The following is a 24,333-nucleotide window of genomic DNA, read 5'->3' on the forward strand; positions in this document are numbered from 1 at the left end:
AACCGGGAGTGCACCGATCCGTCCAGGGCAAGCGATCGCGCCATGGATGAAGCTTCGGGGGTGGGTCGCTGGACGCCCCTGCTGTCGGTGGTGCTGCTGACACTGGTGGCGCTGGCGGCGATGGACTGGCCGCGCCCGGGCCTGTTCGCGGGGACCACGGGCAAGGTGCTTGCGCTCACCGGCCCGCGGGTCCACGTGTGGCTGAGCACGGCGGATCGCCGCCTGCAGCTGGCGGCGCAGTCCGACACGTTCGCACATCCGCAGGCCGCCGGTGCCGGCGAGGCCGATGTCGTCATCGACCTCGACCGGAAGTACCAGACCATGGCCGGCTTCGGGGCGGCGCTCAGCGATTCGTCGGCGTGGCTGATCCAGAACCGGCTCAGCCCTTCGCAGCGCAGCGCCTTGCTGCAGGAGCTGTTCGGTCCGCCGCCGGGGCTCAACTTCAACATGTTGCGCATCACCATCGGCGCCTCGGATTTCTCGCTGCAGCACTACAGCCCGGACGACATGCCCGCCGGCGAGGTCGATCCCGACCTGCAGCATTTCAATGTCGCCGTGGACCAGCGCAACGTGATTCCGGTACTGCACGACATCCTGGTCATCCAGCCCGGCGCGCTGATCATCGCCTCGCCATGGAGTGCGCCGGCGTGGATGAAGAGCAGCGCCAACCTGATCAGCGGCACCTTGCTGGAATCCTGGGAGGCGACCTATGCGAACTACCTGGTGCACTTCGTGGACGCGTTCCAGGGTGCCGGCATACCGATCTTCGCGCTGACCGTGCAGAACGAGCCCGCGTTCGAACCGCTGACGTACCCGGGCATGACGCTGCCCGCCGATGCGCGCGCCCGCATCATCGGCAAGTATCTCGGCCCCGCCCTGGCAGGGCGCAAGCCGGAAACGGTGATCCTGGGCTGGGACCACAACTGGGATGCGCCGGACCAGCCGCTGAGCGTGCTGGCCGATCCCGATGCGCAACGCTATCTCGCGGGCATCGCCTGGCATTGCTACAGCGGCGACCCGAGTGCGCAGACCACGGTGCACCGCGCGTTTCCCCGCAAGGACGCCTATCTCACCGAGTGCTCGGGTGGCGATTGGCCGTCCGCGCGCAACGGCGAGCTGCTGCTGTTTGCGCGCAACATCGTGATGATGGGAGTGAAGAACTGGGCGCGGGGCGTGGTCTACTGGAACCTGGCGCTGGACGAAAACCATGGCCCCCACGCGGGCGGCTGCGACGAGTGCAAGGGCGTGGTCACCATCGATTCCACCACGGGCGCGATCAGCCGTAATGACGAGTATTACGCGTTCGCCCATTTCAGCCGGTTCGTGTTGCCGGGCGCGGTGCGGGTGAAGTCCGGCAACACCAACGCGGGCGTGCACGAAGTGGCCTTCCAGAATCCGGATGACGGCTCGGTGGTGCTGGTGGCGGTCAACGGCAACACCCAGACCAACCGCCTGTCGGTGCGGCAGGGCGCGCTGCGCTTCGAGTACGACCTGCCCGCCAGCAGCGTGGCAACGTTTGTCTGGGCGCGCGATGGCGCGGATGCGCCGACCGCCGCAACGATCGCCGCGCCGGCCGCCGACACTTCCCCACGCCCGAGCGGCAAGCCATGAGCGGCATGTTCCATGCGCTGCGCAGTCATAACTATCGGCTGTGGGCCGCCGGTGCCCTGGTGTCCAACGTGGGCACGTGGATGCAGCGGGTGGGCCAGGACTGGCTGGTGCTCACCGTGCTGACCCACCACAACGCCACCGCGGTAGGCACCGTGATGGCGCTGCAGTTCGGCCCGCCGCTGCTGTTGCTGCCGCTGACCGGGCTGGCCGCCGACCACCTGGATCGCCGCAAGCTGCTGCTGTTCACCCAGGCGGTTTCGGGCCTGCTGGCACTGGGGCTGGGGCTGGTCACCATCACCGGCGTGGTGCAGTTGTGGCAGGTGTACAGCTTTGCCCTGCTGCTGGGCATCGTTACCGCGTTCGACGCGCCGGCACGGCAGGCCTTCGTGTCGGACTTGGTCACCGACGATGACCTGGCCAACGCGGTGGCGCTGAACTCCGCCTCGTTCAACGCCGCCCGCATGCTGGGGCCGGCGGTGGCCGGCGTGCTGATTGCCGCGGTCGGCGAGGGCTGGCTGTTCCTGATCAACGCGGGTTCGTACGCCGCGGTGATGGTGTCGCTGTGGATGCTGCGGGTGGACGAGCTGCATGCCGAGGCGCGGCCTGCCAGCACGCGCGGCAGCCTGCTCGCGGGGTTTCGCTACGTGGGGCGACGGCCGGACCTGATGGCCGTGCTGGTGATGCTGTTCCTGCTCGGCACGTTCGGTTTCAACTTCGCCATCTACATTTCGACCATGTCGGTGACGGTGTTCCACGGCGACGCCAGCCAGTACGGCCTGCTGACCTCGTCGATGGCCGCGGGCACCATGTGCGGGGCGCTGCTTTCGGCCCGTCGCGAACTGCCCGGCATGGTGCTGATGGGCGGTGCCGCGGCGGCGTTCGGCCTCACCCTGGCGCTGGCAGCGGTGATGCCGGGTCCGCTCCTGTTCGCCGGCGTGCTGTTCTTCGTGGGCGTGGCCGCGCTCACCTTCATGACCGCCAGCAATTCCATGATGCAGCTCACCACCGAACGCGGCATGCGTGGCCGGGTGCTGGCGTTGCGGATTGCGGTGGTGATGGGCGGCACCCCGATCGGCGCGCCGCTGGTCGGCTGGGTGGTCGACCGCTTCGGCGCACGCTGGGCGCTGGGAGTGGGCGCGCTGGCCGGCGTGGCCGCAGCGGCCGTGGCGGTGACCTACCTGGTCAGGCACCGGCACCTGCGGCTGTTGCGGAGCGGAGGCCGGCTGCGTCTGGCCATCCATCCCGAACCGGCCGACGTGACCGCGGTTCGTGTGGCTGCGGGCGAGCGAGTGACTTGAGTGACACGCCGCATAGGGAAAGATCGCGGCAATCGCGGATCAACCCATCAACTCCCGACAGGAATGCATCATGAGGCGATACGGATTTCTCGCAGTGGCCCTCTTTGTGATGACGGCACACGCCGGCCCCACCAGCCCGAGCCGGCCGGGAGTCCAGTTCCAGCACGGCGATTGGGAGATCGCCTGCGACAACACCGGAACCTGTCGCGCTGCCGGCTACCAGACGGACGATGACGCCCACGCCGTCTCGGTGCTGTTGACGCGCAAGGCGGGGCCGGGCACGACGGTGGCCGGCCAACTGATGCTTGGCCAGTACGGCGATGACGATGTGGCGATGCTCGAGCGGCTGCCCGATCCGGCGATCTTGCAGATGCGCATCGATGGCAAGGCCGTGGGCACCGTGTCGGTCAGTCACGAGACCGCGATCGGCCAGCTTTCCGGAGAACAGGTGGCGGAGCTGTTCGCATCGCTGTCCCGGCACAGCCGGATCGAGTTTCTCGCTGGCGGTGACAGCTGGCATCTGTCCGGCGACGGCGCCAGTGCGGTGTTGCTGAAGATGGATGATGCGCAGGGACGCATCGGCACCCGGGGCGCACTGGTCAGGAAGGGTCCGCACGACGAGCAGCAGGTGCCGGCGGCGCAGCCGATGCCGCTGGTGCATGCGGCGAAGGTCCTGGACCACGCCACCACGCCTTCGCCCGTCCTCCAGCGGCAGGCGGCCTCGCTGCAGAAGCAGCTTGCCGCCACCACCAGCGCGGACGATTGCGCGAACCTGTTCGAGGCCAGGCCGGACGAGCTTTCCTTCGAGGCGGCGCGACTCGACGACGGGCACTGGCTGGTCTCGGTCATGTGCTGGCAGGCCGCCTACAACGAGGGCTATGCCTACTGGGTCATCCACGCCCAACCGCCCTTCGCGCCGGTGCTGGTCACCACGGACGGCTCCGGCTATGCCGATGGCGGTATCGAGTCCAGCCAGAAGGGGCGTGGCCTGGGCGATTGCCTGTCCTCCGAGCGATGGACCTGGGATGGCCGGCAATTCGTGCAGACGGCACTGTCCAGCTCCGGCATGTGCAAACAGGTGACGCCCGGCGGCGCCTGGGAGCTGCCGATCCTGGTCACCGCGATCCGCTGACGGAGGCGCCACCGCCCCGCGCAGGTTCCGGGTCATCGGATCGGCTCAGCAGCCTGGCGACGAAGTCGCCGAATGCGCGCACCTTGGCCGGCATCTGCCGGCCACTGTTGGCGATCAGCATGATCGGCGGTCCGTCGGTCGCGAAGCCTGCCAGCACCTGGCGCAACCGACGCTGCACCAGCAGGTCGCGGGCGGCCAGCTCGTCGACCTGGACGATGCCGGCGCCGGCGGCCGCGGCTTCCAGCAGCGGGTCCAGCGAGTCCATGCTCAGGTTGCCGTGAACCAGCATGGCGGCGACCTCGCCATCGCGAAGAAACTGCCAGGGTGCCGGTGTGCGTTGGCCTACCGGCATGAAGCCGAGGCAGTTGTGCCGGGCCAGGTCCTCCGGCGACTGCGGCGTTCCGGCGCGTTCCAGGTAATCGGGCGCGGCGCAGGTGATCCAGCGCATGGTGCCCAGTTGCCGGGCGAGCAGCGAGGAGTCCGGCAGTTCGCCGATGCGGATCGCGCAATCCCAGTCGCGGCCGATCAGGTCGTTGGAGCGATTTTCCATGGTCAGCTGAAGGGTGAGCTGTGGATGCTGGCGCAGGAACACCTGCAACTGCGGGGCGATGATCCGCCGTCCCAGGATCATCGGCACGTCCGCCCGCAGCACGCCACGCAGCGTCTTGCCGTGTGAACCCAGCAGGGTTTCCATCTGCCGGATGTCGTCGAGCACCTGACGACAGTGCCCGAGATAGATCACCCCGTCCTCGGTCAACTTCAGCGATCGGGTGTTGCGGTCGAGCAGGCGCACGCCCAGCGTCTGCTCGAGCCGGCGCACGTGCATGGTCACCGTGGCGGCCGACATGCCCAGTTCGGCGGCGGCGCGACGGAAGCTCTTCAGCGCGACCACGCGCGAGAAATACAACATGCTCTGCAGGCGATCCATGGATTGTTCAGCGCGACTGAATACTGGTTTCGGGAAGTCCAGATTAGGCGGGCCATCGCGTCGGATAAAGTGCCATGGCTGGCGGACTTCCCGCAGTCATCACCCGGAGCCTTCATGCAACGACGCATCATGATCCTGGCCAGCCTGCTGCTGTTCGGCACGGTCGCCCACGCAGCCCGGCCGGAAGCCGTGTTCAAACTTGAGAGCTATCGCAAGACGGTGGCCGTGCATGCGACGGTGAACGGCCATGACGGCCTGTTCCTGCTGGATACCGCCGGTGGCATCACCCTGCTTTCGCCTTCCTTCGCCAAGGCGGCCGGCTGCAAGCCGTGGGGGCGACTCAGCGGTTTCCGGATGATGGGAGACCGGCTGGATGCACCTCGCTGTGACAACGTGGACTTCCACATGGACGGCCAGGTGTTGCGTGCGCCCGTGACCCTGGTCTTCGACGTGGCGTCGCTGGTGGCCAGGGATGCCAAGCCGGTGGCGGGTTCGATCGCACTGGATCTTTTTGCGGGCAAGACCATCACGGTCGACCTGCCCGGCCGGCGCCTGATCATCGAATCGCCATCCAGCCTGCAGCAGCGCATCGCGGTCGCCCGGGAACTGCCGGTGTTGCTGTCGCGCGAAGTGCAGGGACATGCTCTGGCGGCTTCCATGGGCGTGTCCACGCCCAACGGCATGCTGTGGTTCGAGCTGGACACGGGCAATGGCGGAACGCTTCTGGTGTCGCGTCCCTACGCGGCGCTGTTCGGCCTCGACCCCGCGATCGAGGGGCCGCAGCAAGCCGACTTCCCAGTCGCCGCGGGACTGCGCGCTACCGGCGCAGCGTTCACGCCGGACATGATCCTGGATGGCAACCTGGGCATGCCCTTCCTGCGTGACAAGGTGATCACCCTGGATCTGCAGTCCGGACGCTTGTGGATTGCCCAGGGCAAGCTCTGAGCGTGCTTGCAGCCGTGACGCCTCCCGGGGGCGACGCCAGGGTTCATTCGCTCAGGGCGGGCTCGGGGAAGGGTTCGCGCCAGGCGTCGAGTTCGTTCATGCGGTCGTGCCAGCGCCGGATCGCGGGGAAGTCCTGCAGCGGGATGTGCGCGTCGTCGGCGTGGGGCAGGGCGACGGCCACGGCGAAGTCGGCCAGGGTCAGCGTGTCGCCGACCAGCCAGCGGCGATCGCGCAGATGGCCGTCCAGCACGGCGGCGTGCTGGCGCCACGCGTCGGTGGCGCGCTCTGTCTCGACCGGATCGGCCTCGCCGATGCCGAAACGCGGCTTGATGATGTACTCGAAATACAGTGCGCCGGCCTGCGCGGTGAAGTGCTGGGCGCTCCAGCTGAACCAGCGGATCACGTCGATCTGGCGGGCGTCCTGGGGCCACAGTTCCGAATCGCTGCGGGCCGCGAGGTGGCAGATGATCGCGTCGGCCTCCCACAGCACGCGCGAGCCGTCGACCAGGGTCGGCACCTTGCCGTTGGGGTTGAGCGCGAGATATTCCGCTGTCTTGTGCTCGCCGCGACCGAGGTCGAGGTAGACGTAGTCCAGCGGCGATTGCAGGTATTTCGCCACGGCGCAGGCCTTGCGCGGCGCCAGCACATCCGACCAGTACAACTTCATGCGTGTCTCCCGATGATGCCCGTGGGCGTTTCGGGATGACGACGAATGGCGCGTCGGAAATTCGACACGCGCCGGAGGACGGAATCGGGATGGTGCGTCAGTCGCCGTCGTCGAGACGGCTGACCTCGAACACCAGCGCCTCGCACTGCGGGTCTTCCGTGCGGAAGAATGCCAGCCAGCGCGCCATGCCGGCGCCATCCATGGGAGCGGTCAGCGGCGGCAGGTCGCCGGGCAACTGCGCGATCGCCGAACGCAGCGCCGGCACGTCGGCACGGGCGAAGGCGGCATCGACGCGGGCGGCGGGCAACGGCTTCGCATAGGCGCGCGCGAGGAAGCTGCCGATGTCCAGCGGGCCGTCGGGCAGATCGTCCAGCTCGGCCATGGCCTGCTTCGCGGCGGCGTCTTCGTCGCGCGATTGCTGCTCCAGCCGGTCGATCTCCTCGTCGGACATCGCCGGTGCGGCGAAGTTGAAGACGGTCAGCGCCGCCAGTTCGGGATCGGCTTCGATGCGGTCGGCCAGCTCGTTCATCGCGATGCGCGACTGTTCTTCGCGCTGCGCCTCGGTCAGTCCGTCGTCCGCGGGCGGCGGGGCATGCGCCATGCTGTCGCGAATTTCGTCCATCGCCTGCTGCATCGCCAGCATCGGCAGGGCATTGGCGTGCAGCAGCAACCAGGAAAACTCGCGGCGATCCATCGTGGTCACAGCGCCGAGGCCGAAATCAGCAGGCTGCCGGCAAGCAGCAGCGGCGCCGGCCGCAGCAGCGAGGCGGCGCGCTGCAGGGCCGCGATGCCGACCTGGTTGATGCGGGACGTCATCGCCTGCAGGATCGCGCGGATCACCGCGTCGGTGAGCGCCGCCTCGTTGGCCACGTGGATCTCGGCCCAGCGCGCGGCCAGCCGCAGCAGGTACTTCAGGCGCTCACCCACTTCGCCGATCATCTTCACGCCGTCGCAGATGACGGCCGCGATCACGTCGACGCCGGTGACCGCGTCGTAGAAGCCGCGGGCGGCCACGCGCAGCACGTCCTCGAACAGGGTCAGCAGGGCGGCCAGCGTGTTGAGGGTGAGCTTCTTGAACCAGCTCATGCTGGAATCAGCCATCAGCGCCTGCGCCAGCTTGCTGTTGGAGTGGTCGCAGGACGCGGCCATGCCGCGCACGTCGCTCCAGTTCCTGGCGTCGCGGATGGTGTTTGCGTAGGCGTACATGTCGTGGTTGGCCAGCGCAATGCTGGAGCTGGGAGACTCCAGCGTGAAGTTGTTCGGCTCGGTATAGGGCGCCAGCACATGCTTGTAGGGATAGGTGGCGATCATCGTGATCGGATCGCGGTTGTGCGCGGTGCGGAAGATGTTTTCCTTGCCGATGCGCCGCTCGAACGCCTGGTGCGCATCGCGATAACCCACGCGCGGGCTGCCGAAGGTGTACAGCCGGACGGGACGATTCAGCGCGGCGTAGTGACCGGCGATCAGGGTCGCGATGGCGCCGCCCAGGCTGTGGCCGATGCAATGGATGACGTCGGCCGCCAGGATCGCGCCCTGTTCGCGCTGCAGCTGCGGCAGGATGCTGCCGAACGCGTTGGCAAAACCCTTGTGCACCCGGCCGAAGTCGCCGAAACCGGTATGGGCGAAGCGGAAATCCGTGCCGATGTCATACCAGCCCAGTTCGGGACGCGTGCCGCGGACGGCGATGACGGCGTGGCGCTGCCCGAACCGCTCGAAGTGCAACACGTAGCCGAAGCCCGACGCGGTATTCCAGCCGGTGTTGCCGCTGAACACCTGGCCCAGCTGTGCGCCGGGGAAACTCTTTCCGACCGAGCTGTTGGCGGGAAAGTCGCCCCGAGTCTTGCCCGAGCCCAGGACCAGGTCCTGCAGGTTGCCACGAGATTCGACGCCTGCCGTCGGCTGCTTCAGCGACCAGTCCTTCAATGCGAAATAGGCATTGAGGGCAATGTTGGCTGCCTCGGTCGGTGCCAGTGCGAAATCCGCCATGTTCCCCCTCCTTGAGTCTGGTGATTCGTTGCGTGGAAAGTGGCGCGGTCAGAACACGGCTGAAAGATCCAGTGACCAGACCATGCCATCGGGTTGCTTGTCGTTGCGCCGATCCCGGGTGCGGAGCCACAGCGTCTTGTCGATGACGGTCCAGTCGATCACGTTGCCGTCGTCGAGGCCGAGTTTGATGACTTCGAGGCCCTGCGGATGGTGTGGCGAGAACAGCATGATGTGGTCGTACTTGCGTACGTAGACCTCGGCGCGCAGGCGCAGCTGATCCGTGTGGTACAGCAGCAGCGCCCGATCGGGTCCGGCGCTGCGCGTTTCGAGCAGGCTGTCGGCATGGCTTGACGGGCCGTCATAGACGGAATACCCCGCGGAGACGGCGTCGGCAATTTTCCGGACCTGATGGGTCTCCCGGTTGTAGAGGGCGACGTATTCGGACGGGCGACTGGTCGAATAGCCCAGGCCCAGGGCCAGCCATGGCCCCGGCAGGCAGCCGACGTCGCGCGCGCTGGCGGTGATCCAGCTGCCCTGCGCAGGATCGAGCTGGACGGGAATGTTGCGTACGAAGGTCGGCGTGGCGTCGGAGGCCAGTTCCCAGAACTGCGGCAGCCGCACCTCGCCGGCGCCATTGACGATGGCCAGCGCCGGCAAGCCCGGCCGGCTCGTGACGCGGAAGGCGTCATGGACCGAGCCGGTAAAATCGGGGGACACGAAACGCGCATCCGGCGGCGTGCCGTCCACGCGTGCCTCGGTGCAGCCTTGATCGGCAGCTGCGGTCTGCTGCGGGAAGCTTGTCTCGCGCTTGAGCTGCGCGTGCAGCTCGGGCGCCACCGTCGAGGGCAGCGCCTCGGCTTTCTTCTTGAAGAGTCCGAACATTCCTGTACTCCCGCCGTCGCCGGCCATGTCGGGTTGGCAGCCTGTGACCAGCAGGCAGACGATCAGCAGCTTGCCCAGGGTTCGCCAGCTTCGCCCGGGCACTGCCCGTGCCGAGGCAGGCGGCGGCGTCATCGCCAGCGGGCGATGGGTGGAGTCGATCTTCGAGGGCTCAGGCCGTGGACGCATCTCGCCTCCCTGCGGTGGGTACTGGCGGCTGTTCCGCGGGAGATTAGCACGGGCGCGGGTCCTGCCAAGGCGGCCGGGCGGGGGCGGCGAGGGCACGCGGATTTTTCGACGCGAGGCGGCGCTTGCGGCATCATCGTTTGTCCGCATTACCGCTCGCGAAACCCGGCGAGGCCCCCCGATGACGATGAACCTGCTTGACCGACCGGTGTGGTCCAGCCTGACCTCGGCCCACGCGCCGCTGTCGATCGGCGATGAACTGGCGCGCCGTTACCAGCCGCTGGTCAATCGTTTCGCGTCCGCCCGCGACGACAGCCCGGCCGCGCTGGCGGCCCTGGCGGCGCTGCTGCAGCCCGCGGAGCAGGTGTTCATCCTGCAGGTGCCGGAGATCGCGATTCCCGCCGGGCTGGCGCCGGTCAAGCTGGCCCGCGGCGTGCAGATGGTGGCGCCGTCGCCGGTGGCGCCGCCGCCGACCGGCGACGACATCCTCGCGCTGCATGACGAGGACGCCGACGAGATGCTGGCGCTGGCGACCCTGACCGAGCCCGGTCCGTTCCTGCGCCAGACCCATCGCATGGGCAATTTCTTCGGCATCCGCGTCGACGGCCGGCTGGTGGCGATGGCGGGCGAGCGTTTCCGTTTCGCCGGTTACACCGAGGTCAGTGGCGTGTGCACGCATCCCGATTTTCGCGGCCACGGTTGCGCCGGGCGCTTGTCCCGGCATGTCGCCGCGGCCATCGCGGCGCGTGGCGAAACGGCCTTCCTGCATGCGTGGAAGAACAATGTGGCGGCGATCTCGCTGTACCAGACGCTGGGCTTCACGCTGCGCTGCGAAGTCAGCGTGGCCGTACTGGAGCGCCGGCAGGAGCCGTCGAAGGGTGGTTCCGGCTGAGGCCTGTTTTCGGACGATGACGTCTTTGGCCTGCGTCGGTGATCGTGTCACCGACGGACCAACACGCAAACGCCGGCGGACGGATCGAACGCATCGATCCGTCCGCCGGCCTGCCTTGCCTCACGGCATCTGCGGCAGTTCCTGCGGGCGCAGGTCGAACACCAGTACCTCGGCATTGTCGCCGGCGTCCAGCCGCAAGCTGCGCGCATGGCGCAGGCGCACGCCGTCACCGGCCTGCAGCTTCACGCCGTCCAGTTCGATGCTGCCGCGGGCCACGTGCACGTAGGCGTGGCGGTCGCCGTCCAGCGTCAGCGTGGCGCTTTCATCGCCATCGAACAGCCCGGCATACACCGAGGCATCCTGCTGGATGCGCAGCGACTCGTCGCGGCCGTCGGGCGAGATGATCAGGCGCAGGCGGCCGCGCTTGTCCGCGTCGGAGAAATGACGCTGCTGGTAGACCGGCGCGCCGCCGGCGTGCTCCGGCACGATCCAGATCTGCAGGAAGTGCACCGGCGCCTCGTCGGAGCCATTGAACTCGCTGTGCGTCACGCCGCTGCCGGCGCTCATCAGCTGCACGTCGCCCGGCTTGATCGCCGAGCCGGTGCCCATGCTGTCGCTGTGCGCCAAGGCGCCTTCCAGCACGTAGGAAAAGATCTCCATGTCGCGATGCGGATGCTTGCCGAAGCCCCGGCCCGGGGCCACCCGGTCCTCGTTGATCACGCGCAGGTCGGAGAAGCCGATCTGGCTGGGGTCCATGTAGCTGGCGAAGGAGAAGGTGTGGCGGGAATTCAGCCAGCCGTGGTCGGCGACGCCGCGATCGGCAGCCTTGCGTACTTGCATCATGGTGTTCTCCTCGTTGAGGGGCGCAGCTTCTGCTGCATCTGAAGCGGGATGTTAGAGTCGCCACGTGCTTCAATAAAGACGGTGAACTGCTTAATACTGTCAACCGGAGAGCGACAATGAGCCAGCTGGAGGACATGCGCATCTTTGCCGAAGCGGTGGAGGCGCAAAGCTTCACCGCGGCGGCCGAGCGGCTGGGGCTGTCCAAGCAGTTCGTCAGCAAGCGCATCGCCGCGCTGGAGAAACGGCTGGGCGCCCGGCTGCTGCTGCGCTCGACCCGGCAACTGCGTGCCACCGACCTGGGCCTGGCCTACTACGAGCGGGTCCGGCGCATCCTGGAGGAGGTCGATGCCGCCGAGCAGCTGATCACCAGCCAGACCGCCGCGCCCCGCGGCCTGTTGCGACTCAGCGCGCCGATGTCGTTCGCCACCCTGCATCTGGGCGCGCTGATTCCCGCGTTCATGCAGCGCCATCCCGAGGTCACGGTCGAGCTGGAACTCAACGACCGCACCGTCGACCTGATCGGCGAGGGCTATGACATGGCCGTGCGCATCGGCACGCTGGCCGACTCCAGCCTGATCGCGCGGCCGATCGCCACGGTGCAGCTGATCACCTGCGCCAGTCCCGACTATCTGCGCCGGCGCGGCACGCCGTCCGCGCCCGATGAACTGGCGGCGCATGCCTGCCTGACCTACGGTCATGCGTCGCGGATGGAATGGTCGTATCGCGTGGGCGAGCGGGTGCGCAAGGTGTCGGTAAGCGGGCCGATGCGCGCCAACAATGGCGAGATGCTGCGTGACGCCGCGATCGCCGGGCTGGGCATCACCAGCCTGCCGGATTTCATCGTGGTCGACGCGCTGGCCGATGGACGCCTGCTCGCCGTGCTGGAGGCGTTCCGGCCCGAGGGGTTCACCGTGCACGCGGTGTATCCGCAGCATCGCCAGTCCTCGCTGCTGGTGCGCGCGTTCAGCGACTTCCTGGTGGAACAATTCGGCGCGGCGGCGCCGCGGCGGTCATGAGCGCAGTTCGCGTCGCAGCACCTTGCCTACCGCGGTCTTGGGCAGGCTGTCGCGAAATTCGACCTGTTTCGGTTGCTTGTATGCGGTGAGATGCCGGCGGCAATGGGCGCGCAGGTCTTCCTCGCTCAGCGCCGGATCCTTGCGTACCACCACCAGCCGCACGGCCTCGCCGGTCTTCTCGTCCGGCATGCCGACCACGCCGGCTTCGAGCACGCCCGGATGCATCGCGACCACGTCTTCCACTTCGTTGGGAAACACGTTGAAGCCCGACACCAGGATCATGTCCTTGCGCCGATCGAGCAGGAAGTAATAGCCGTTCTCGTCGACGCGGGCGATGTCGCCGGTACGGAACCAGCCGCCCTCGAAAAAGGCCTCGCGCGTTTCGCCCGGCTGCTGCCAGTAGCCGGTGGTGAGGTGCGGGCCACGCGTGCAAAGTTCGCCCGGTTCGCCATCGGCCACCACGCGACCGTCGCTGTCGCGCAGGGTGATTTCCACCTCGGCCAGCGGCAGGCCGATCGAACCGACCGGGTTGTACGCGTCCCAGCGATTGAAGGTGATCGCGGCGCTGGTTTCGGACAGCCCATAGCCCTCGACCACCGTCATTCCGGTCAGCGCTTTCCAGCGTTCGGCGGTGCCGCTGCGCAGCGCCGTGCCGCCTTGCAGGCACAACTTGAGTCCGGACAGGTCGAGCCTGGCGAAGTCGGGCGAGTTGAGCAGGGCGTCGTACAGCGTATTGACGCCGGCGAAGGCTGCCGGCCTGACCCTGGCGAAGGTGGCCACCAGGCCGGGGATGTCGCGCGGGTTGGTGACCAGCACCGAATGGAGGCCGTGCGCCATGTTGTACAGGGCGTTGCTGTAAGCGGCGATGTGATACATCGGCAGGCAGACGATCACCGCGTCGGTGGCCGGGTCGAGCCGGTGTCCCAGCCATTGTTCGGCCGAAGCCACGTTGGCGACCAGGGCCGAGTGGGGCAGCACGGCGCCCTTGGACAGGCCGGTGGTGCCGCCGGTGTATTGCAGTTGCGCGGTGTCGGTCGCGCTGGCGCATGACTGCACGGCCGGCAGCCGCCGGCCTTCGGACAGCGCGCGGGGCCAGCGGATGGCGCCGTCGATATGGAACGGCGGGATCATCTTCCGGACATGCTTGAGCACCGCATCCACTAGCAGCGATTTCGGCCACGGCAGCATGTCGCCCACGCGGGTGGTGACGACGTGCCGGACCGTGGTGCCTTCCAGCGCCTCGGCGGCCACCGCGCCGAAGTTGTCCAGCACGATCAGCGCGGCAGCGGCCGAGTCGACCAGCTGGTGATGCAGTTCGCGGGCGGTGTACAGCGGGTTCACCAGTACCGCGACCAGGTCGGCGCGCAAGACCCCCAGCACGGCCACCGGAAACTGCAGCAGGTTGGGCAGCATGATCGCCACACGCTCGCCGCTGGCCAGTCCCAGGCCTTCGCGCAGATGGCTGGCGAGCAGGCCGCTCAGGCGGTCGATCTCGCCGAAACTCAGGCTGTGCCCGAGGTTGCTGAAGGCCGGGCGCCCGGCGTGGCGCCGGCATGCATCGATCAGCATCTGCGGCAGGGTCTGGCTGCTGTCGAAGGCGGCACTGGCGACGTTGGGGAAATCGGCCCGGCTCAGCGCCGATGGCACATGCTTGCCGAATGGTTTGAGCACTTCAGCGTCCCCCGCCGTGATTGCCGATGCCACATCTCCCCGCTGGCGATACCTTACGATGGTCCTGGCGGTTGTCACAGGGCTGCCACCTCGCCCGCCGGGCTGTCAGCAGGGCAGAGCGTGGCCGACCTGCGTTCGCTTGCCGATGGAAGACGATTGCGCCGGTGCGGCCTGGTAGGACCGGGGCGATCGGTACATCGGGTACAGCGAGCGCTCCTCGCGGGTGAAGCAATGGCGGAGCAGGTCCTCGATCAGGGCCAGTTCGTCGAGAAATTCGTCCCGTCTTTCCTCGCTGATGCCGGCCTCCTGGCAACGGCTGAGGAAGCGCGTGGTCTGGCGCGAGATCTCGCCGGTTTCCCGGCGCATATGGCGCATGAATTCCAGGCCTTCGGGGTCCGACTTCAGGCAGCGGCCCAGGTAGGTATACAGGCGCAGGTTCTTGTCCAGCATATGTTCGTTGAACAGCAGGCGGAATCGGTACAGGCACCTTTCCGCCTCGTCGAACTTCGACGCCCGCGCCGCGCTGCCGCCAAGCGCCAGCAGGTCCATCAGGCTGACCGCATGGCCGCACAGGCGCTCGACGAGCCGACTGTCGTAATGGAGCTGGGTACCGGGGGCCACCTGCTGTTCCGCGAGGTGATCCTCCAGCGATACCTCGGGTCCTGCACGCTGCTGTTTTTTTCCGAAGAAGTTCATGGCCTGGTCTCCCTGCTGGATTGCGCTGGTGCCGTTCCACCCGACCCTGTCGCCCCGGACCATCAGCAAGCCCCGGACGATGCAAGACAAAACCCGCTTCCTTTCGACCGCCTTCCGCTGGTGCCGGCGGCGGTGCCTGCATGAGTCCTGAAGCAGAATGTGTGCCATGTGGCGGAAAGTGGCGAAGCCCGCGCCGGCAGGCCATGGGATCTGCTGCGACAGGGCCGCTGGCGGTGCGGCCCGGCGTCAACCGGCGGGCAGGTCGGGACGATTTGTGACACTGCGTGGCACGCGCGGCACCGCCGGCCGAACAGTGGTGATAGTTTTGTCCATTCACCTGCCTGCCGGAGTTCCCCATGCCCGTTTCCACCCCCACCTGGTCACGCCCCCGACGCACGCTGGCCGCGCTCGCCGCCGCCGTGATGCTGGCCCTGGCCGCCACGGCCGCGCCGGCGCAGACGATCGGCGCTGACCAGGTGCCGCCGCCGCAGGACACGCCGTATCCGGGCACCATCGCGCTGCATGTCGATGCCAGCGACACGGTGCAGGGCATCTTCCGGGTACGCGAGACGATCCCCGTCGCGGCCGGTCCGCTGACCCTGCTGTATCCGCAATGGATTCCCGGCGACCATTCTCCGAGCGGCCCGATCGCCATGCTGGCCGGGCTCAGGATCACCGCCGACGGCAAACCGGTGCCATGGAAGCGCGACAAGTACAACGTGTTCGCGTTCCATCTCGACGTGCCGGCCGGCGTGACCCGCCTGGAGGTGGCATTCGAATACATGTCCCCGCGCGACGGCGGCTTCGAGATCACCGACCGCATGATGGACATGGAATGGAGCAAGATGGCGCTGTATCCGGCCGGGCACTTCTCGCGCGCGATCACCTTCGCCCCCAGCGTGACGCTGGCCCATGGCTGGCAGATGGGCACGGCGCTGGAGACGGCCTCGCAGTCGGGCGACACCACCACCTTCAAGCCGGTGACGTTCAACAACCTGGTCGATTCGCCTATCTACGCCGGGCAATATTTCAAACGGGTCGACCTCAACCCGGGCGGCGCCGCGCCGGTGCACCTGGACATCGTCGCCGATGCGCCGAAGTACCTGGAAATGTCGCCCGAGCAGCTCAAGGCGCATCGCGCCCTGGTCACCCAGGCGGTGAGCCTGTTCGGCTCGCATCACTACGACCACTACGACTTCCTGTTCTCGCTGTCCGACGTGCTCGGCGGCAACGGCACCGAGCATCACCAGTCCAGCGAGAACGGCCTGGGCGCCGACTATTTCACCGCCTGGGACAGCAACGCGCCGGAGCGTGACCTGCTGGCGCACGAGTACGCCCATTCGTGGAACGGCAAGTTCCGCCGCCCCGCCGACCTGTGGACGCCGAACTTCAACGTGCCGATGGGCGATTCGCTGCTATGGGTCTACGAAGGCCAGACCCAATACTGGGGTTACGTGCTCACCGCGCGCTCGGGCATGTGGACGGCGCAGCAGTTCCGCGACGGTCTGGCGATGGTCGCCGCGAACTACGATCGCAACCGCCCCGGCTTCCAGTGGCGCACGCTGGAGGACACCACCAACGACGCCACCGCGGCGCATCGTTCCAGCCTGCCGTATCGCAGCTGGCAGATGAGCGAGGACTACTACAGCGGCGGCCAGATGCTGTGGCTGGCGGTGGATGCGCGGATTCGCTCGCTCACCCACGACGGCAAGTCGCTGGATGATTTCGCCCATGCGTTCTTCGGCGTCGACAACGGCAGCTACGTGACCCGGCCCTACACTTTCGACGACGTGGTGGCGACGTTGAACGGCGTGGCGAAGGACGATTGGGCCAGCTTCCTGCACGCGCGCGTCGACACGCTGAATCCGCCGCTGGCCGGCGGCCTCGAAGCCACCGGCTGGAAGCTGGTCTACACCGACCAGCCCACGGCATTCGAAAAGCAGTACAACTCGCGGCCCGAGCCCGCGCGCCACCTGTACAACTTCGCCTGGTCGATCGGCCTGACCATGAATGACAAGGGCGAGGTCAACGACGTGCGCTGGAATGGCCCCGCGTTCAGGGCCGGCGTCAGCACCGGTGCCACGCTGGAAGCGGTGAACGGCCAGGCCTATTCGAAAGAGGTGCTGAAGGAAGCGATCGCCGCGGCGAAAGGCAGCAAGGCGCCGATCCAGCTGCTGCTGAAATACCAGGGCGGCTATCGCACCGTGCCGGTGGACTACCACGACGGCATGCAGTACCCGCACCTGCAGCGCATCGAGGGCACGCCGGATTATCTGAGCCGGATCATCGCGGCGCGGAAGTAGGCAAGCTTGGGGCGGAACGAAGTTCCTGCTTCGTTCCGCGCCGGTCATTCATCAGTCCGGAATCACATGCCGCTGTTGCCGGCACCCTCGATCGCCTTCACCGCCTTGAGCGTCTCTTCGACGTGCTTGTTGGGGCTGAGGTCGGAGTAGACGTAGGTGATCTTGCCGGACGGCGCGATCACGTACGAGGTGCGGTCGGACCAGCCCGGGCGCATCAGCAAGGTGGCGTCGTATTGCTTGGCGATCTTCGCGCCCGCATCGGCGGCGACCGGGAACTTGCCGCCGCAGTGTTCGGTTTCCTTCGAGAACGCGGCCAGCTGGTCGAGGTTGCCGGCGGTGACACCGATCACCGTGGCGTGCTCGGCCTTGAACTTGTCGATCGCCTCGGAAAACAGGTGCGCCTCGACGTTGCAGCCGGAGGTGTGCGGCGCGGGGAAGAAGTACACCACCACCGGGCCTTTCTTCAGTGCATCGGCCAGATCGAAGGTGAACGGCTGGCCGGCCAGGTAGGCGGGTGCGCTGAATTCCGGTGCCTGGGTGCCCGCTTTCAGGGCGGCGAAGGCCGGCATCGCGACGGTGGCGCCGCCGAGCAGGGCAAGCGTGGCGAATTTCATCAGTGGCTTCATGGGGGACTCCGGGGTGGGGGCGGGACGCCAATGTACCTGTATACGCCGGAACGGGGCAGGTGGATGTACGCATGCCGTCCTGGTTCGGCCGGGCGCACGCTGCCTGCTCAGCACGGTCGCGCTGCGCGGGTCTCGTCGATCATGTTCATGGGCTGCCCCTTTGCAGGCAGCGCAGGAATCATCGGTCAGTTGCAGGATGCTGTCCGCCATGTCCCTGCGCCGGATCTTCGTAATGTGCATGATGTCGTCGCCGGCCACTCAACCTGCCTCGGTGCCATCGCCGACGAGCGGCTTGCTTGCCGAGACCAGCGTGGTCGGCATCCACGGGCCACCCCACCACATGCGCCAGCCCAGCGAACGCCGTTCGGCACGGATGCCCATGGCTTCGAGATGCCTGCGGTACTGGCCGCCTTTCGAGATGTCGGCGATCAGCAACTGTCCGCCGGGACGCAGCACCCGCCACGCCTCGTCGATCGCCTGGTCGCGCCCCGCGGCGTCGCCGATGTTGTGGATCGCCACGCTGGAAACCACCAGGTCGAAGCTGGCGTCGGCGAATGGCAGGGCGCGCATGTCGGCGGTTTTCAGCTCGACGCGGTCGGCCACGCCTTCGGCTTCGGCATTGCGGGCGGTGACATCGATGCCGTTGCCCGACTGGTCCTTGCTGCTCCAGATATCGATGCCGGTGGCCCGCCCGCGCGGGACGTGATCCGCCGCCATCAGCAGGACGGCGCCGCGACCACAGCCGATGTCAAGCACCTGTTCGTCGCCGCGCCATTGGCGCGCGTCGAGCAGGTTACGCCACACCGCGAATTTCCCGCGCAAGGTGGTGTGCATGTAGATGGCCAGAAGAAGCGCCACCAGGCCCGCGCTGAACCACCAGCCCCGCAGGGGCGTGAAGGCGATCACGCCCAGGCAGGCCAGCAGGCCCACGGCCATCAGCGCGGGAACATAGGGCGCGTCGATCCCGTAACGACCACGACGAGAAGTGTTCAAGTTCGCTCCTGTCAGCCTCGAATGGACGGAGTCTTGCGTCGCCGCCGCGGGGAAACCAGTGACGCGTGTCATGCCCGTCGCCTGCACGCAAGGCAGTCGGCGTGCCGCTGCCATTCGCGGAGGTTCTAGAATGGCCGGGTTCTCGCCCGTCGCGACTCATCGCGACGCGGTTTCTCCGCCATCTTTCGGTCCGGTGCGGGCACCGCTCGCCGGTCATCAGGAGTGTCATGCGTTCGACTATCTGCCTGCGTCTGCTGTGCCTCGTGTCGTGCTGGGCGGTGGCGTGGCCCTTGCTGGCCAGCGAAACGCCGTCGGTCGGTCAGCAGCGCGAAGACGTGCTGTTCTGGAGCCAGGCCGAACACACGGCGCGCTTTCCGCGCATGTACGAAATCTTCCCCGCCGACCGCGTGGATCACGGCGCGCACGTGCATGCCTTGCCGCAGGGCGCCGCACTGACGCCTCAGTGGAAAGACGGCTCGTCCACACTGGCCGGCTACATGACGACGCACCATCTGGCCGGCGTGATGGTGCTGCAGCATGGCCGCATCCGCCTGCAGCGCCATGCGCCGGGTTTCGATGACGGCACGCGCTGGACCTCGTTCTCGGTGGCCAAGTCGGTCACCTCGACCCTGCTGGGCATCGCCTTGCGCCGGGGCGACATCCACGGCATGGACGATACGCTGGACACTTACATCCCCCAACTGCGCGACAGCGCCTATGCCAAGGTCACCGTGGAGCAGTTGTTGACGATGACCTCCGGCGTGCGCTGGAACGAGGATTACGCCGACCCGCATTCCGACGTGGCGCAGATGTATCGCGCCGCCTGCGAGAACGGCCAGGCGCACGTGATCTCGTACCTGGCCAAGTTGCCGCGCGCGTATCCGGCCGGCACGCACTGGAACTACAACACCGCCGAGACCGACCTGCTCGGCATCCTGGTCCAGCGCGCCACGAAGCAGTCGCTGGCGGCGTATTTGTCGCAGGCGATCTGGAAGCCCTACGGCATGGCGTCCGACGCGTACTGGCTGAAGGACGAATGCGACGGCAGCGACACCGGCGGCAGCGGCTTGTCCGCCACGCTGGCCGACTACGCCCGGATCGGCCAGTTCATGCTCGATGGCGGCAAGATCGGCGGCCAGCCGGTGATCGCCGAGGCATGGATGCACGGCGCCATGCGCAAGCAGCAGGACGTGGACAGCCCCGGCCATGGCTACGGCTACCTGTGGTGGACCGACACCGACGGCAGCTATGCGGCGATCGGCATCTACGGCCAGATGGTCTACGTCGATCCGGCGCGCCAGCTGGTCATCGTGCAGGTCGGCGCGTGGCCGCAGGCGACCTCGAAGGAACTGGTCGCCGCGCGTCGCGACTTCGTCGACGCGGTGAAGCGCGCCGTCGACGGCGGACCCACCCGCTGACGATTCTAACGCCGCGTGGCCAGCACGCCGTCCAGCGCGAGCTCGGCCCTGAAGCCGGCTTTCTCCAGCCGCTTCTGCACTTCGCGGGGCACGTCGCGGCCGCTGGTCAGCTTGTTCGGGCTGCCGGTGTAATGGAACAGTCGACCGCCACGGCGCAGCACGCGCGCCAGCTGGTCGTAGAACGCCTGCGAATACAGCTCGCCGGCGATGCCGAAGCGCGGCGGATCGTGCAGCAGCGCATCCACCGAGGCGTCGGCGATCTGCGTGATCGCCTGCGCCACGTCGGCATGGGTCAGTTGCAGACGGCCGCCGCTGGCGGGCGATTGCGGATCGGGCGACCACGGGTTCAGCGTGCGCAGCCACAGCACGTCGGCGTTCTTCTCGAACGAGTGGATGCGCGCCACGCCCGCTTCCAGGCAGCACGCCGCGAAATAGCCCAGCCCGCCGCAGGTATCCAGCACCACCTTGCCGCGCGGTTCGACCAGGGCCACCTTGCGGCGGGCGTCGTCGAACGGTGATTCCTTCGACGTCGGCAGCATCTTGATGCCGTCGATCTCGAAGGTCGGTGCGCCCCATTCGGTGGGCACCAGCTTGATCAGCGAGTTGGCGTAGCGCGCCACCGGGGCGAAGTCGTCGCCGTCCCAGTGATAAATCGTGCGGTCCTTCAGCCGTTCCGGATAGGGATAACGCAGGCCACCGCGTTGCCAGGCCTCGGGCTCCAGCGCGACCGCCTCGCTGCTGACGCCAAGGTCCAGCGAGCCCACCCATTCACCGGCGCCGGCAGCGCGTGCCGCCAGCAGGGCTTCGGCGGTGGAGCGCGTGAGCAGGGGGCCGGAATAGTGCGACACGGTGGGCGATCTCCTTGGGCGACGACAGCACGCGGAACGGGGCGAAGGGGCGGCATCGTAACCCGGCGGCGAACGCGGCGCCCGTGCGAACCGCGCGGGCTGCGGCCGCTGGCCGGCAGCTCGCCCGGACTCGCTCACATGAAGCAGTCACCTCTCAGAGCTTGTGAAGAAAACCACTTCCTGTGGTTTTCTTCTATCGCACGTCCGGTACATGCCCGGACGTGCTCACGCGAATCAGTCACTTGCGTGACCGATCCGCGCCCGGCCATCCATGGCCGGACTTCGAGGTTGAAAAACTCACAACCTCTCAGCGCGACGAAGCGGCGATCTGCGAAGGGCTCATGCCCAGCAGGCGGCGCATGCAGCGGGCCATGTGGCTGGGATGGGCGAAGCCGGCTTCCAGCGCGATGTCGGTCAGGCTGGCGCGGCCTTCGAGCAGTCGCGTTCGCGCACGCTCCACGCGCCGTTCCAGCACGAAACGATGGGCCGGCATGCCCACGGCCTGGCGGAACAGCGGCTTGAAGTGCGACAGGCTGAAGCCCGCCACGCCGGCCAGCTCGGCGAGCGTGAGGTCCTGGTCGAGATTCGCCTCGATGTACTCGATCACGTGGCGCAGCCGCCACGCCGGCAGCGCGCGACCCGGGGATGGAGCCGGCCTGCGCGATTGCAGGGCGAGCAGACGCGCGGCCAGCGCCGCGGCGAGGCTGTCGGCGAACAGGCGGCCACCCGGATGGGCGTCCTGATCCTCGGCCTGCATCATCCAGCCGATCCGTTCGACCTGGGGATCGCGGATGTGGATCGACGGCGCCAGCCCGGCGTCCTGCGATGCCAGCCCCATCGCGTCGGCGGTATCCCCCAGCAGTGCCGGGGTCAGCCGCAGCAGCAGCGATCGGGCGGGGCATGTCAGCGTCCAGCGCGTGCTCGAACCGGCGGGGACGACGCAGAACTGGCCATGGATGCGCGTGCCGCGCCGTTCGTGCCGGCCCATGCGGTAACTGACCGGCACCGGGTCGCCCAGATGCAGGCAGAGCACGTGGCGATCGTCCAGCGGCGAATCGAACCGGCCCGACGGCACCGGTGAGGTGAGCACGTCGAGCAGCGGCATGCGGTTCGGGCTGCTGCCCGACAGCAGCGGTGCCGGTGGCGCGGGATAGCAGGCGGGGCGATCGCTCATCGGCGCATCCTCGCGACGGCGCGGGGTTCTGCACAAGTGCCGAAAATCATCCTTCCGTGTCCGCCAGCGGCCGTTTGTGCGCGCCCGATTCGCGGCGAGGCGTCAGCATGTTCCCGTCGCAGCAGCGCATGGCAAGGAGATCGAAATGAAGCGCAGGCAATTCCTGCAGTTGACCGGGGCGGCGTTGGCCGGCGGTGTCGCCGGTGTGTGCATGGCGCGCACGGACATCGCCCGGATCGCCTCGGCCGTGGCGATGCGGCCGACCGACGCGGCCACATTCGGCAGGGCGCGGCGTTTCGCCGAACTGCCATGTGGCCGGATCGCCTACGTCGAGCGTGGCGCGGGCGAGGCGGCGCTGTTCCTGCATGGCGCGCCGTTGAACGGTTTTCAATGGCGCGGCGCGCTCGATCGGCTGTCCGCCCATCGGCGCTGCATCGCGCCGGACTTCATGGGGCTGGGCTATTCTCAGGTTCCCGCGGGGCAGTCGCTGGCGGCCGATGCCCAGGCCGGCATGCTCGCCGCGCTGCTCGATGCGCTGGCGGTCGGCAAGGTCGACATCGTGGCCAGCGACAGCGGCGGCGCGGTGGCCCAGCTCTTCCTGGTTCGCCATCCCGAGCGCGTGCGCAGCCTGCTGCTGACGAACTGCGATGTCGAACCGGACAGTCCGCCGGCCGGGGTGATGCCGGCGATCGAGATGGCGCGCGCGGGCACGCTGGCAGAGGCCACGGCCCGATGGCTCACCGACAAGGCGCTGGCGCGCTCGACGTTCGGCGCGGCCGTCTATCGTGATCCGGCCCGCCTTGCCGACGAGACCATCGAGTATTACGTCACGCCGCTGGTGAGTTCGCCGCTGCGCCGGGCGCAGTACGAGGCGTTCCACATCGCGCTGGCGCCCAATCCGCTGGCCGGCATCAAGGCCGCGCTCAGGCGCAGCGCGGTACCGGTGCGCATCGTCTGGGGCGCTGCCGACCAGGTCTTCGCGCTGGCGGATGCCGAGTATCTGGACCACACCTTCCCGCAGTCGCGCGGCGTTCGCCGCGTGCCGGGCGCAAAGCTGTTCTTTCCCGAAGAGTTCCCCGACCTCGTCGCCGAAGAGGCGCGACGCCTGTGGGGTATCGGCTGATGGAATGGCTTCCCGTTTCCTGCCTGTCCCGCCCAAACCGATGGAGTCTGCGTACCGTGCGATCGATCATCCTGTTGTCCGCCTTGATGTCCGGCCTGTGCCTGGGCCAGCCTGCCGCCGCCGCGCCATCACGCGATGACGCCAGCAGCATCGACCACGTTCTGCTGTGGGGGCGCAGCATCGACCAGGTCAGCGCGGTGATGACCGTCAAGCTGGGTTTCCAGGTCCGCCCGGGGCGCAATCCCGACGGCGTGGCCAATCGCTATGTGCGGATGTCCGACGGAAGCTATGTCGAGCTGGAGGGCATCACCCGGCCGGATGCGCGGATGGACCCGGGCATGCGCACGGATCAGGTCGCGCTGCGTGGTGGCCCGGGCGCCCGCACCTTCGGCTTGCGTTCGTCGACGCTCGATCGGGAGCGCGTGTCGCTGCGCCAGCGCGGCTTCGCCCCGACGGAGATTTTCTCGGCAGCGCCGAATGATCCCGACGGCGACGGGCCCTCGGCGCCACCGCGCTGGCGGCTGTTCGCATTCGAGCGCCAGCCGCTTTCGAGCAACCTGTTCTTCATCGACTACGCCGCAGGCAGACCCACGCCGACCCGCGTCGCCGACGCGCGGAGCGCGCGCGTGCATCCCAATGGCGCGCGCGGGCTGTCCGCGATCTGGCTGCTTTCGTCGAACGCCGAGGCGGACCGGCAGCAACTGGCCGCGATGGGTTTTGCCGGCGCCACGCCGGTGAGCGTGGCCCAGGTGGGGGCGCGCGGGTATTGCGTGCCGATCCATCGCAAGCGCGTTCTGGTGTTGCAGCCGGATGGCGCGGGGATCGCTGCCGACGCGCTGCGCAGCGGTGGGCCGCAAGTGCTCGGGATCAGCGTGGCCGTGGCGGACATCGCGAGCGCAAGGCGGCACGTCGAGCGCGGATACGAAAAGCCGCTGGCCGGCTATCAGGGCCTGCTGGGGCCGTCCTTCCTGGCGCCAACGCGGGAGGATCTCGGGCTGCTGGTCGAATTCCACGCTGGGTCCGGCGTCGCCGCAACCTCGCCCTGCGGCGGCTGATCACGCGGGAAGCATGGCCGTCCTGTCGATCCGGCCGCGCCTC

Annotated in this window: 22 protein-coding genes; 10 read left to right on the forward strand and 12 right to left on the reverse strand. The window is 67.9% G+C overall.

All coding sequences use genetic code 11. From position 1 onward, the window contains the following. The first annotated feature begins 42 nt into the window (after positions 1–42). From AC3A56_RS12115 to AC3A56_RS12125, 3 genes are all read left to right on the forward strand, one after another. Complete coding sequence (locus tag AC3A56_RS12115) at positions 43–1,611, forward strand: glycoside hydrolase family 30 protein (protein WP_487770491.1); 1,569 nt, start codon at positions 43–45, stop codon at positions 1,609–1,611. Further along, on the forward strand, positions 1,608–2,909 hold the full coding sequence (locus AC3A56_RS12120) for an MFS transporter (protein ID WP_487770492.1): 1,302 nt from the start codon (positions 1,608–1,610) through the stop codon (positions 2,907–2,909). Before AC3A56_RS12115 ends, AC3A56_RS12120 begins: the two co-directional genes overlap by 4 nt. 94 nt (positions 2,910–3,003) lie before the next feature. Beyond that, positions 3,004–4,041, forward strand: a complete 1,038-nt coding sequence (locus AC3A56_RS12125) for a DUF1176 domain-containing protein (protein WP_487770493.1) — start codon at positions 3,004–3,006, stop codon at positions 4,039–4,041. Here the strand turns inward: AC3A56_RS12125 and AC3A56_RS12130 are convergent. Further along, on the reverse strand, positions 4,025–4,969 hold the full coding sequence (locus AC3A56_RS12130) for a LysR family transcriptional regulator (RefSeq protein WP_487770494.1): 945 nt from the start codon (positions 4,967–4,969) through the stop codon (positions 4,025–4,027). The two genes, AC3A56_RS12125 and AC3A56_RS12130, sit on opposite strands and share 17 nt — an antisense overlap. Before the next feature lie 114 nt (positions 4,970–5,083). On the opposite strand from AC3A56_RS12130, the gene AC3A56_RS12135 reads away from it, so the two are divergent. Next, positions 5,084–5,914 (forward strand): pepsin/retropepsin-like aspartic protease family protein, encoded by an 831-nt coding sequence (locus AC3A56_RS12135; RefSeq protein ID WP_204108957.1) that lies wholly within the window; start codon positions 5,084–5,086, stop codon positions 5,912–5,914. A 43-nt stretch (positions 5,915–5,957) separates the two neighbouring features. Here AC3A56_RS12135 and AC3A56_RS12140 read toward each other — a convergent pair whose 3' ends face one another. From AC3A56_RS12140 to AC3A56_RS12155, 4 genes are all read right to left on the reverse strand, one after another. Continuing rightward, on the reverse strand, positions 5,958–6,581 hold the full coding sequence (locus AC3A56_RS12140) for a glutathione S-transferase family protein (protein WP_487770495.1): 624 nt from the start codon (positions 6,579–6,581) through the stop codon (positions 5,958–5,960). A gap of 97 nt (positions 6,582–6,678) precedes the next feature. Continuing rightward, complete coding sequence (locus AC3A56_RS12145) at positions 6,679–7,275, reverse strand: hypothetical protein (protein WP_487770496.1); 597 nt, start codon at positions 7,273–7,275, stop codon at positions 6,679–6,681. Between the two features lie 5 nt (positions 7,276–7,280). Then, complete coding sequence (locus AC3A56_RS12150) at positions 7,281–8,567, reverse strand: lipase family protein (protein ID WP_487770497.1); 1,287 nt, start codon at positions 8,565–8,567, stop codon at positions 7,281–7,283. 48 nt (positions 8,568–8,615) lie between these two features. After that, positions 8,616–9,635: a hypothetical protein gene (locus tag AC3A56_RS12155; RefSeq protein WP_487770498.1), complete on the reverse strand. Its 1,020-nt coding sequence runs from the start codon at positions 9,633–9,635 to the stop codon at positions 8,616–8,618. Positions 9,636–9,819: 184 nt separating this feature from the next. On the opposite strand from AC3A56_RS12155, the gene AC3A56_RS12160 reads away from it, so the two are divergent. Then, positions 9,820–10,524, forward strand: coding sequence for a GNAT family N-acetyltransferase (locus AC3A56_RS12160; RefSeq protein WP_487770499.1), 705 nt, complete (start codon positions 9,820–9,822; stop codon positions 10,522–10,524). A gap of 120 nt (positions 10,525–10,644) precedes the next feature. Here AC3A56_RS12160 and AC3A56_RS12165 read toward each other — a convergent pair whose 3' ends face one another. Then, on the reverse strand, positions 10,645–11,367 hold the full coding sequence (locus tag AC3A56_RS12165; RefSeq protein ID WP_487770500.1) for a pirin family protein: 723 nt from the start codon (positions 11,365–11,367) through the stop codon (positions 10,645–10,647). 116 nt (positions 11,368–11,483) lie between these two features. On the opposite strand from AC3A56_RS12165, the gene AC3A56_RS12170 reads away from it, so the two are divergent. Further along, entirely contained in the window at positions 11,484–12,383 is a 900-nt protein-coding gene (locus AC3A56_RS12170; protein ID WP_487770501.1) for a LysR family transcriptional regulator, read from the forward strand. Here the strand turns inward: AC3A56_RS12170 and AC3A56_RS12175 are convergent. Continuing rightward, positions 12,378–14,054 (reverse strand): AMP-binding protein, encoded by a 1,677-nt coding sequence (locus AC3A56_RS12175; RefSeq protein WP_487770502.1) that lies wholly within the window; start codon positions 14,052–14,054, stop codon positions 12,378–12,380. The two genes, AC3A56_RS12170 and AC3A56_RS12175, sit on opposite strands and share 6 nt — an antisense overlap. 105 nt (positions 14,055–14,159) lie before the next feature. Further along, positions 14,160–14,918 (reverse strand): hemerythrin domain-containing protein, encoded by a 759-nt coding sequence (locus AC3A56_RS12180; protein ID WP_487770503.1) that lies wholly within the window; start codon positions 14,916–14,918, stop codon positions 14,160–14,162. Positions 14,919–15,106: 188 nt separating this feature from the next. Here AC3A56_RS12180 and AC3A56_RS12185 point away from each other — a divergent pair, with 188 nt between their 5' ends. Beyond that, a complete protein-coding gene (locus tag AC3A56_RS12185; RefSeq protein WP_487770504.1) occupies positions 15,107–17,053 on the forward strand; it encodes a M61 family metallopeptidase in 1,947 nt (648 codons plus the stop codon). Between the two features lie 62 nt (positions 17,054–17,115). On the opposite strand, the gene AC3A56_RS12190 is transcribed toward AC3A56_RS12185, so the two are convergent. Beyond that, a complete protein-coding gene (locus tag AC3A56_RS12190) occupies positions 17,116–17,679 on the reverse strand; it encodes a peroxiredoxin (RefSeq protein ID WP_056718238.1) in 564 nt (187 codons plus the stop codon). A 258-nt stretch (positions 17,680–17,937) separates the two neighbouring features. After that, entirely contained in the window at positions 17,938–18,672 is a 735-nt protein-coding gene (locus AC3A56_RS12195; protein ID WP_487770505.1) for a class I SAM-dependent methyltransferase, read from the reverse strand. 227 nt (positions 18,673–18,899) lie between these two features. On the opposite strand from AC3A56_RS12195, the gene AC3A56_RS12200 reads away from it, so the two are divergent. Continuing rightward, positions 18,900–20,090 carry a serine hydrolase domain-containing protein gene (locus AC3A56_RS12200; RefSeq protein WP_487770506.1) on the forward strand — a complete coding sequence of 397 codons (1,191 nt, stop codon included), beginning with the start codon at positions 18,900–18,902 and terminating at the stop codon, positions 20,088–20,090. A gap of 5 nt (positions 20,091–20,095) precedes the next feature. On the opposite strand, the gene AC3A56_RS12205 is transcribed toward AC3A56_RS12200, so the two are convergent. Further along, the gene (locus AC3A56_RS12205) at positions 20,096–20,938 is read right to left on the reverse strand and encodes a class I SAM-dependent methyltransferase (RefSeq protein WP_487770507.1); all 843 of its coding nucleotides are present in this window, start codon (positions 20,936–20,938) and stop codon (positions 20,096–20,098) included. A 307-nt stretch (positions 20,939–21,245) separates the two neighbouring features. Beyond that, a complete protein-coding gene (locus tag AC3A56_RS12210; RefSeq protein ID WP_487770508.1) occupies positions 21,246–22,112 on the reverse strand; it encodes a helix-turn-helix domain-containing protein in 867 nt (288 codons plus the stop codon). A 145-nt stretch (positions 22,113–22,257) separates the two neighbouring features. On the opposite strand from AC3A56_RS12210, the gene AC3A56_RS12215 reads away from it, so the two are divergent. Both AC3A56_RS12215 and AC3A56_RS12220 read left to right on the forward strand, forming a co-directional pair. After that, positions 22,258–23,235 (forward strand): alpha/beta fold hydrolase, encoded by a 978-nt coding sequence (locus tag AC3A56_RS12215; RefSeq protein WP_487770509.1) that lies wholly within the window; start codon positions 22,258–22,260, stop codon positions 23,233–23,235. 56 nt (positions 23,236–23,291) lie between these two features. Beyond that, entirely contained in the window at positions 23,292–24,290 is a 999-nt protein-coding gene (locus tag AC3A56_RS12220; RefSeq protein ID WP_487770510.1) for a VOC family protein, read from the forward strand. Positions 24,291–24,333 lie beyond the last annotated feature (43 nt).

This window comes from Rhodanobacter sp. Soil_C_14, from assembly GCF_057657335.1.

Coding starts and splice junctions, on each gene's coding strand:
- AC3A56_RS12115 (WP_487770491.1), top strand. CDS start 43: ATGGATGAAGCTTCGGGGGTGGGTCGCTGGACGCCCCTGCTGTCGGTG.
- AC3A56_RS12120 (WP_487770492.1), top strand. CDS start 1,608: ATGAGCGGCATGTTCCATGCGCTGCGCAGTCATAACTATCGGCTGTGG.
- AC3A56_RS12130 (WP_487770494.1), bottom strand. CDS start 4,969: ATGGATCGCCTGCAGAGCATGTTGTATTTCTCGCGCGTGGTCGCGCTG.
- AC3A56_RS12135 (WP_204108957.1), top strand. CDS start 5,084: ATGCAACGACGCATCATGATCCTGGCCAGCCTGCTGCTGTTCGGCACG.
- AC3A56_RS12140 (WP_487770495.1), bottom strand. CDS start 6,581: ATGAAGTTGTACTGGTCGGATGTGCTGGCGCCGCGCAAGGCCTGCGCC.
- AC3A56_RS12145 (WP_487770496.1), bottom strand. CDS start 7,275: ATGGATCGCCGCGAGTTTTCCTGGTTGCTGCTGCACGCCAATGCCCTG.
- AC3A56_RS12150 (WP_487770497.1), bottom strand. CDS start 8,567: ATGGCGGATTTCGCACTGGCACCGACCGAGGCAGCCAACATTGCCCTC.
- AC3A56_RS12155 (WP_487770498.1), bottom strand. CDS start 9,635: ATGCGTCCACGGCCTGAGCCCTCGAAGATCGACTCCACCCATCGCCCG.
- AC3A56_RS12160 (WP_487770499.1), top strand. CDS start 9,820: ATGAACCTGCTTGACCGACCGGTGTGGTCCAGCCTGACCTCGGCCCAC.
- AC3A56_RS12165 (WP_487770500.1), bottom strand. CDS start 11,367: ATGATGCAAGTACGCAAGGCTGCCGATCGCGGCGTCGCCGACCACGGC.
- AC3A56_RS12170 (WP_487770501.1), top strand. CDS start 11,484: ATGAGCCAGCTGGAGGACATGCGCATCTTTGCCGAAGCGGTGGAGGCG.
- AC3A56_RS12180 (WP_487770503.1), bottom strand. CDS start 14,918: ATGGCACACATTCTGCTTCAGGACTCATGCAGGCACCGCCGCCGGCAC.
- AC3A56_RS12185 (WP_487770504.1), top strand. CDS start 15,107: ATGCCCGTTTCCACCCCCACCTGGTCACGCCCCCGACGCACGCTGGCC.
- AC3A56_RS12190 (WP_056718238.1), bottom strand. CDS start 17,679: ATGAAGCCACTGATGAAATTCGCCACGCTTGCCCTGCTCGGCGGCGCC.
- AC3A56_RS12200 (WP_487770506.1), top strand. CDS start 18,900: ATGCGTTCGACTATCTGCCTGCGTCTGCTGTGCCTCGTGTCGTGCTGG.
- AC3A56_RS12210 (WP_487770508.1), bottom strand. CDS start 22,112: ATGAGCGATCGCCCCGCCTGCTATCCCGCGCCACCGGCACCGCTGCTG.
- AC3A56_RS12215 (WP_487770509.1), top strand. CDS start 22,258: ATGAAGCGCAGGCAATTCCTGCAGTTGACCGGGGCGGCGTTGGCCGGC.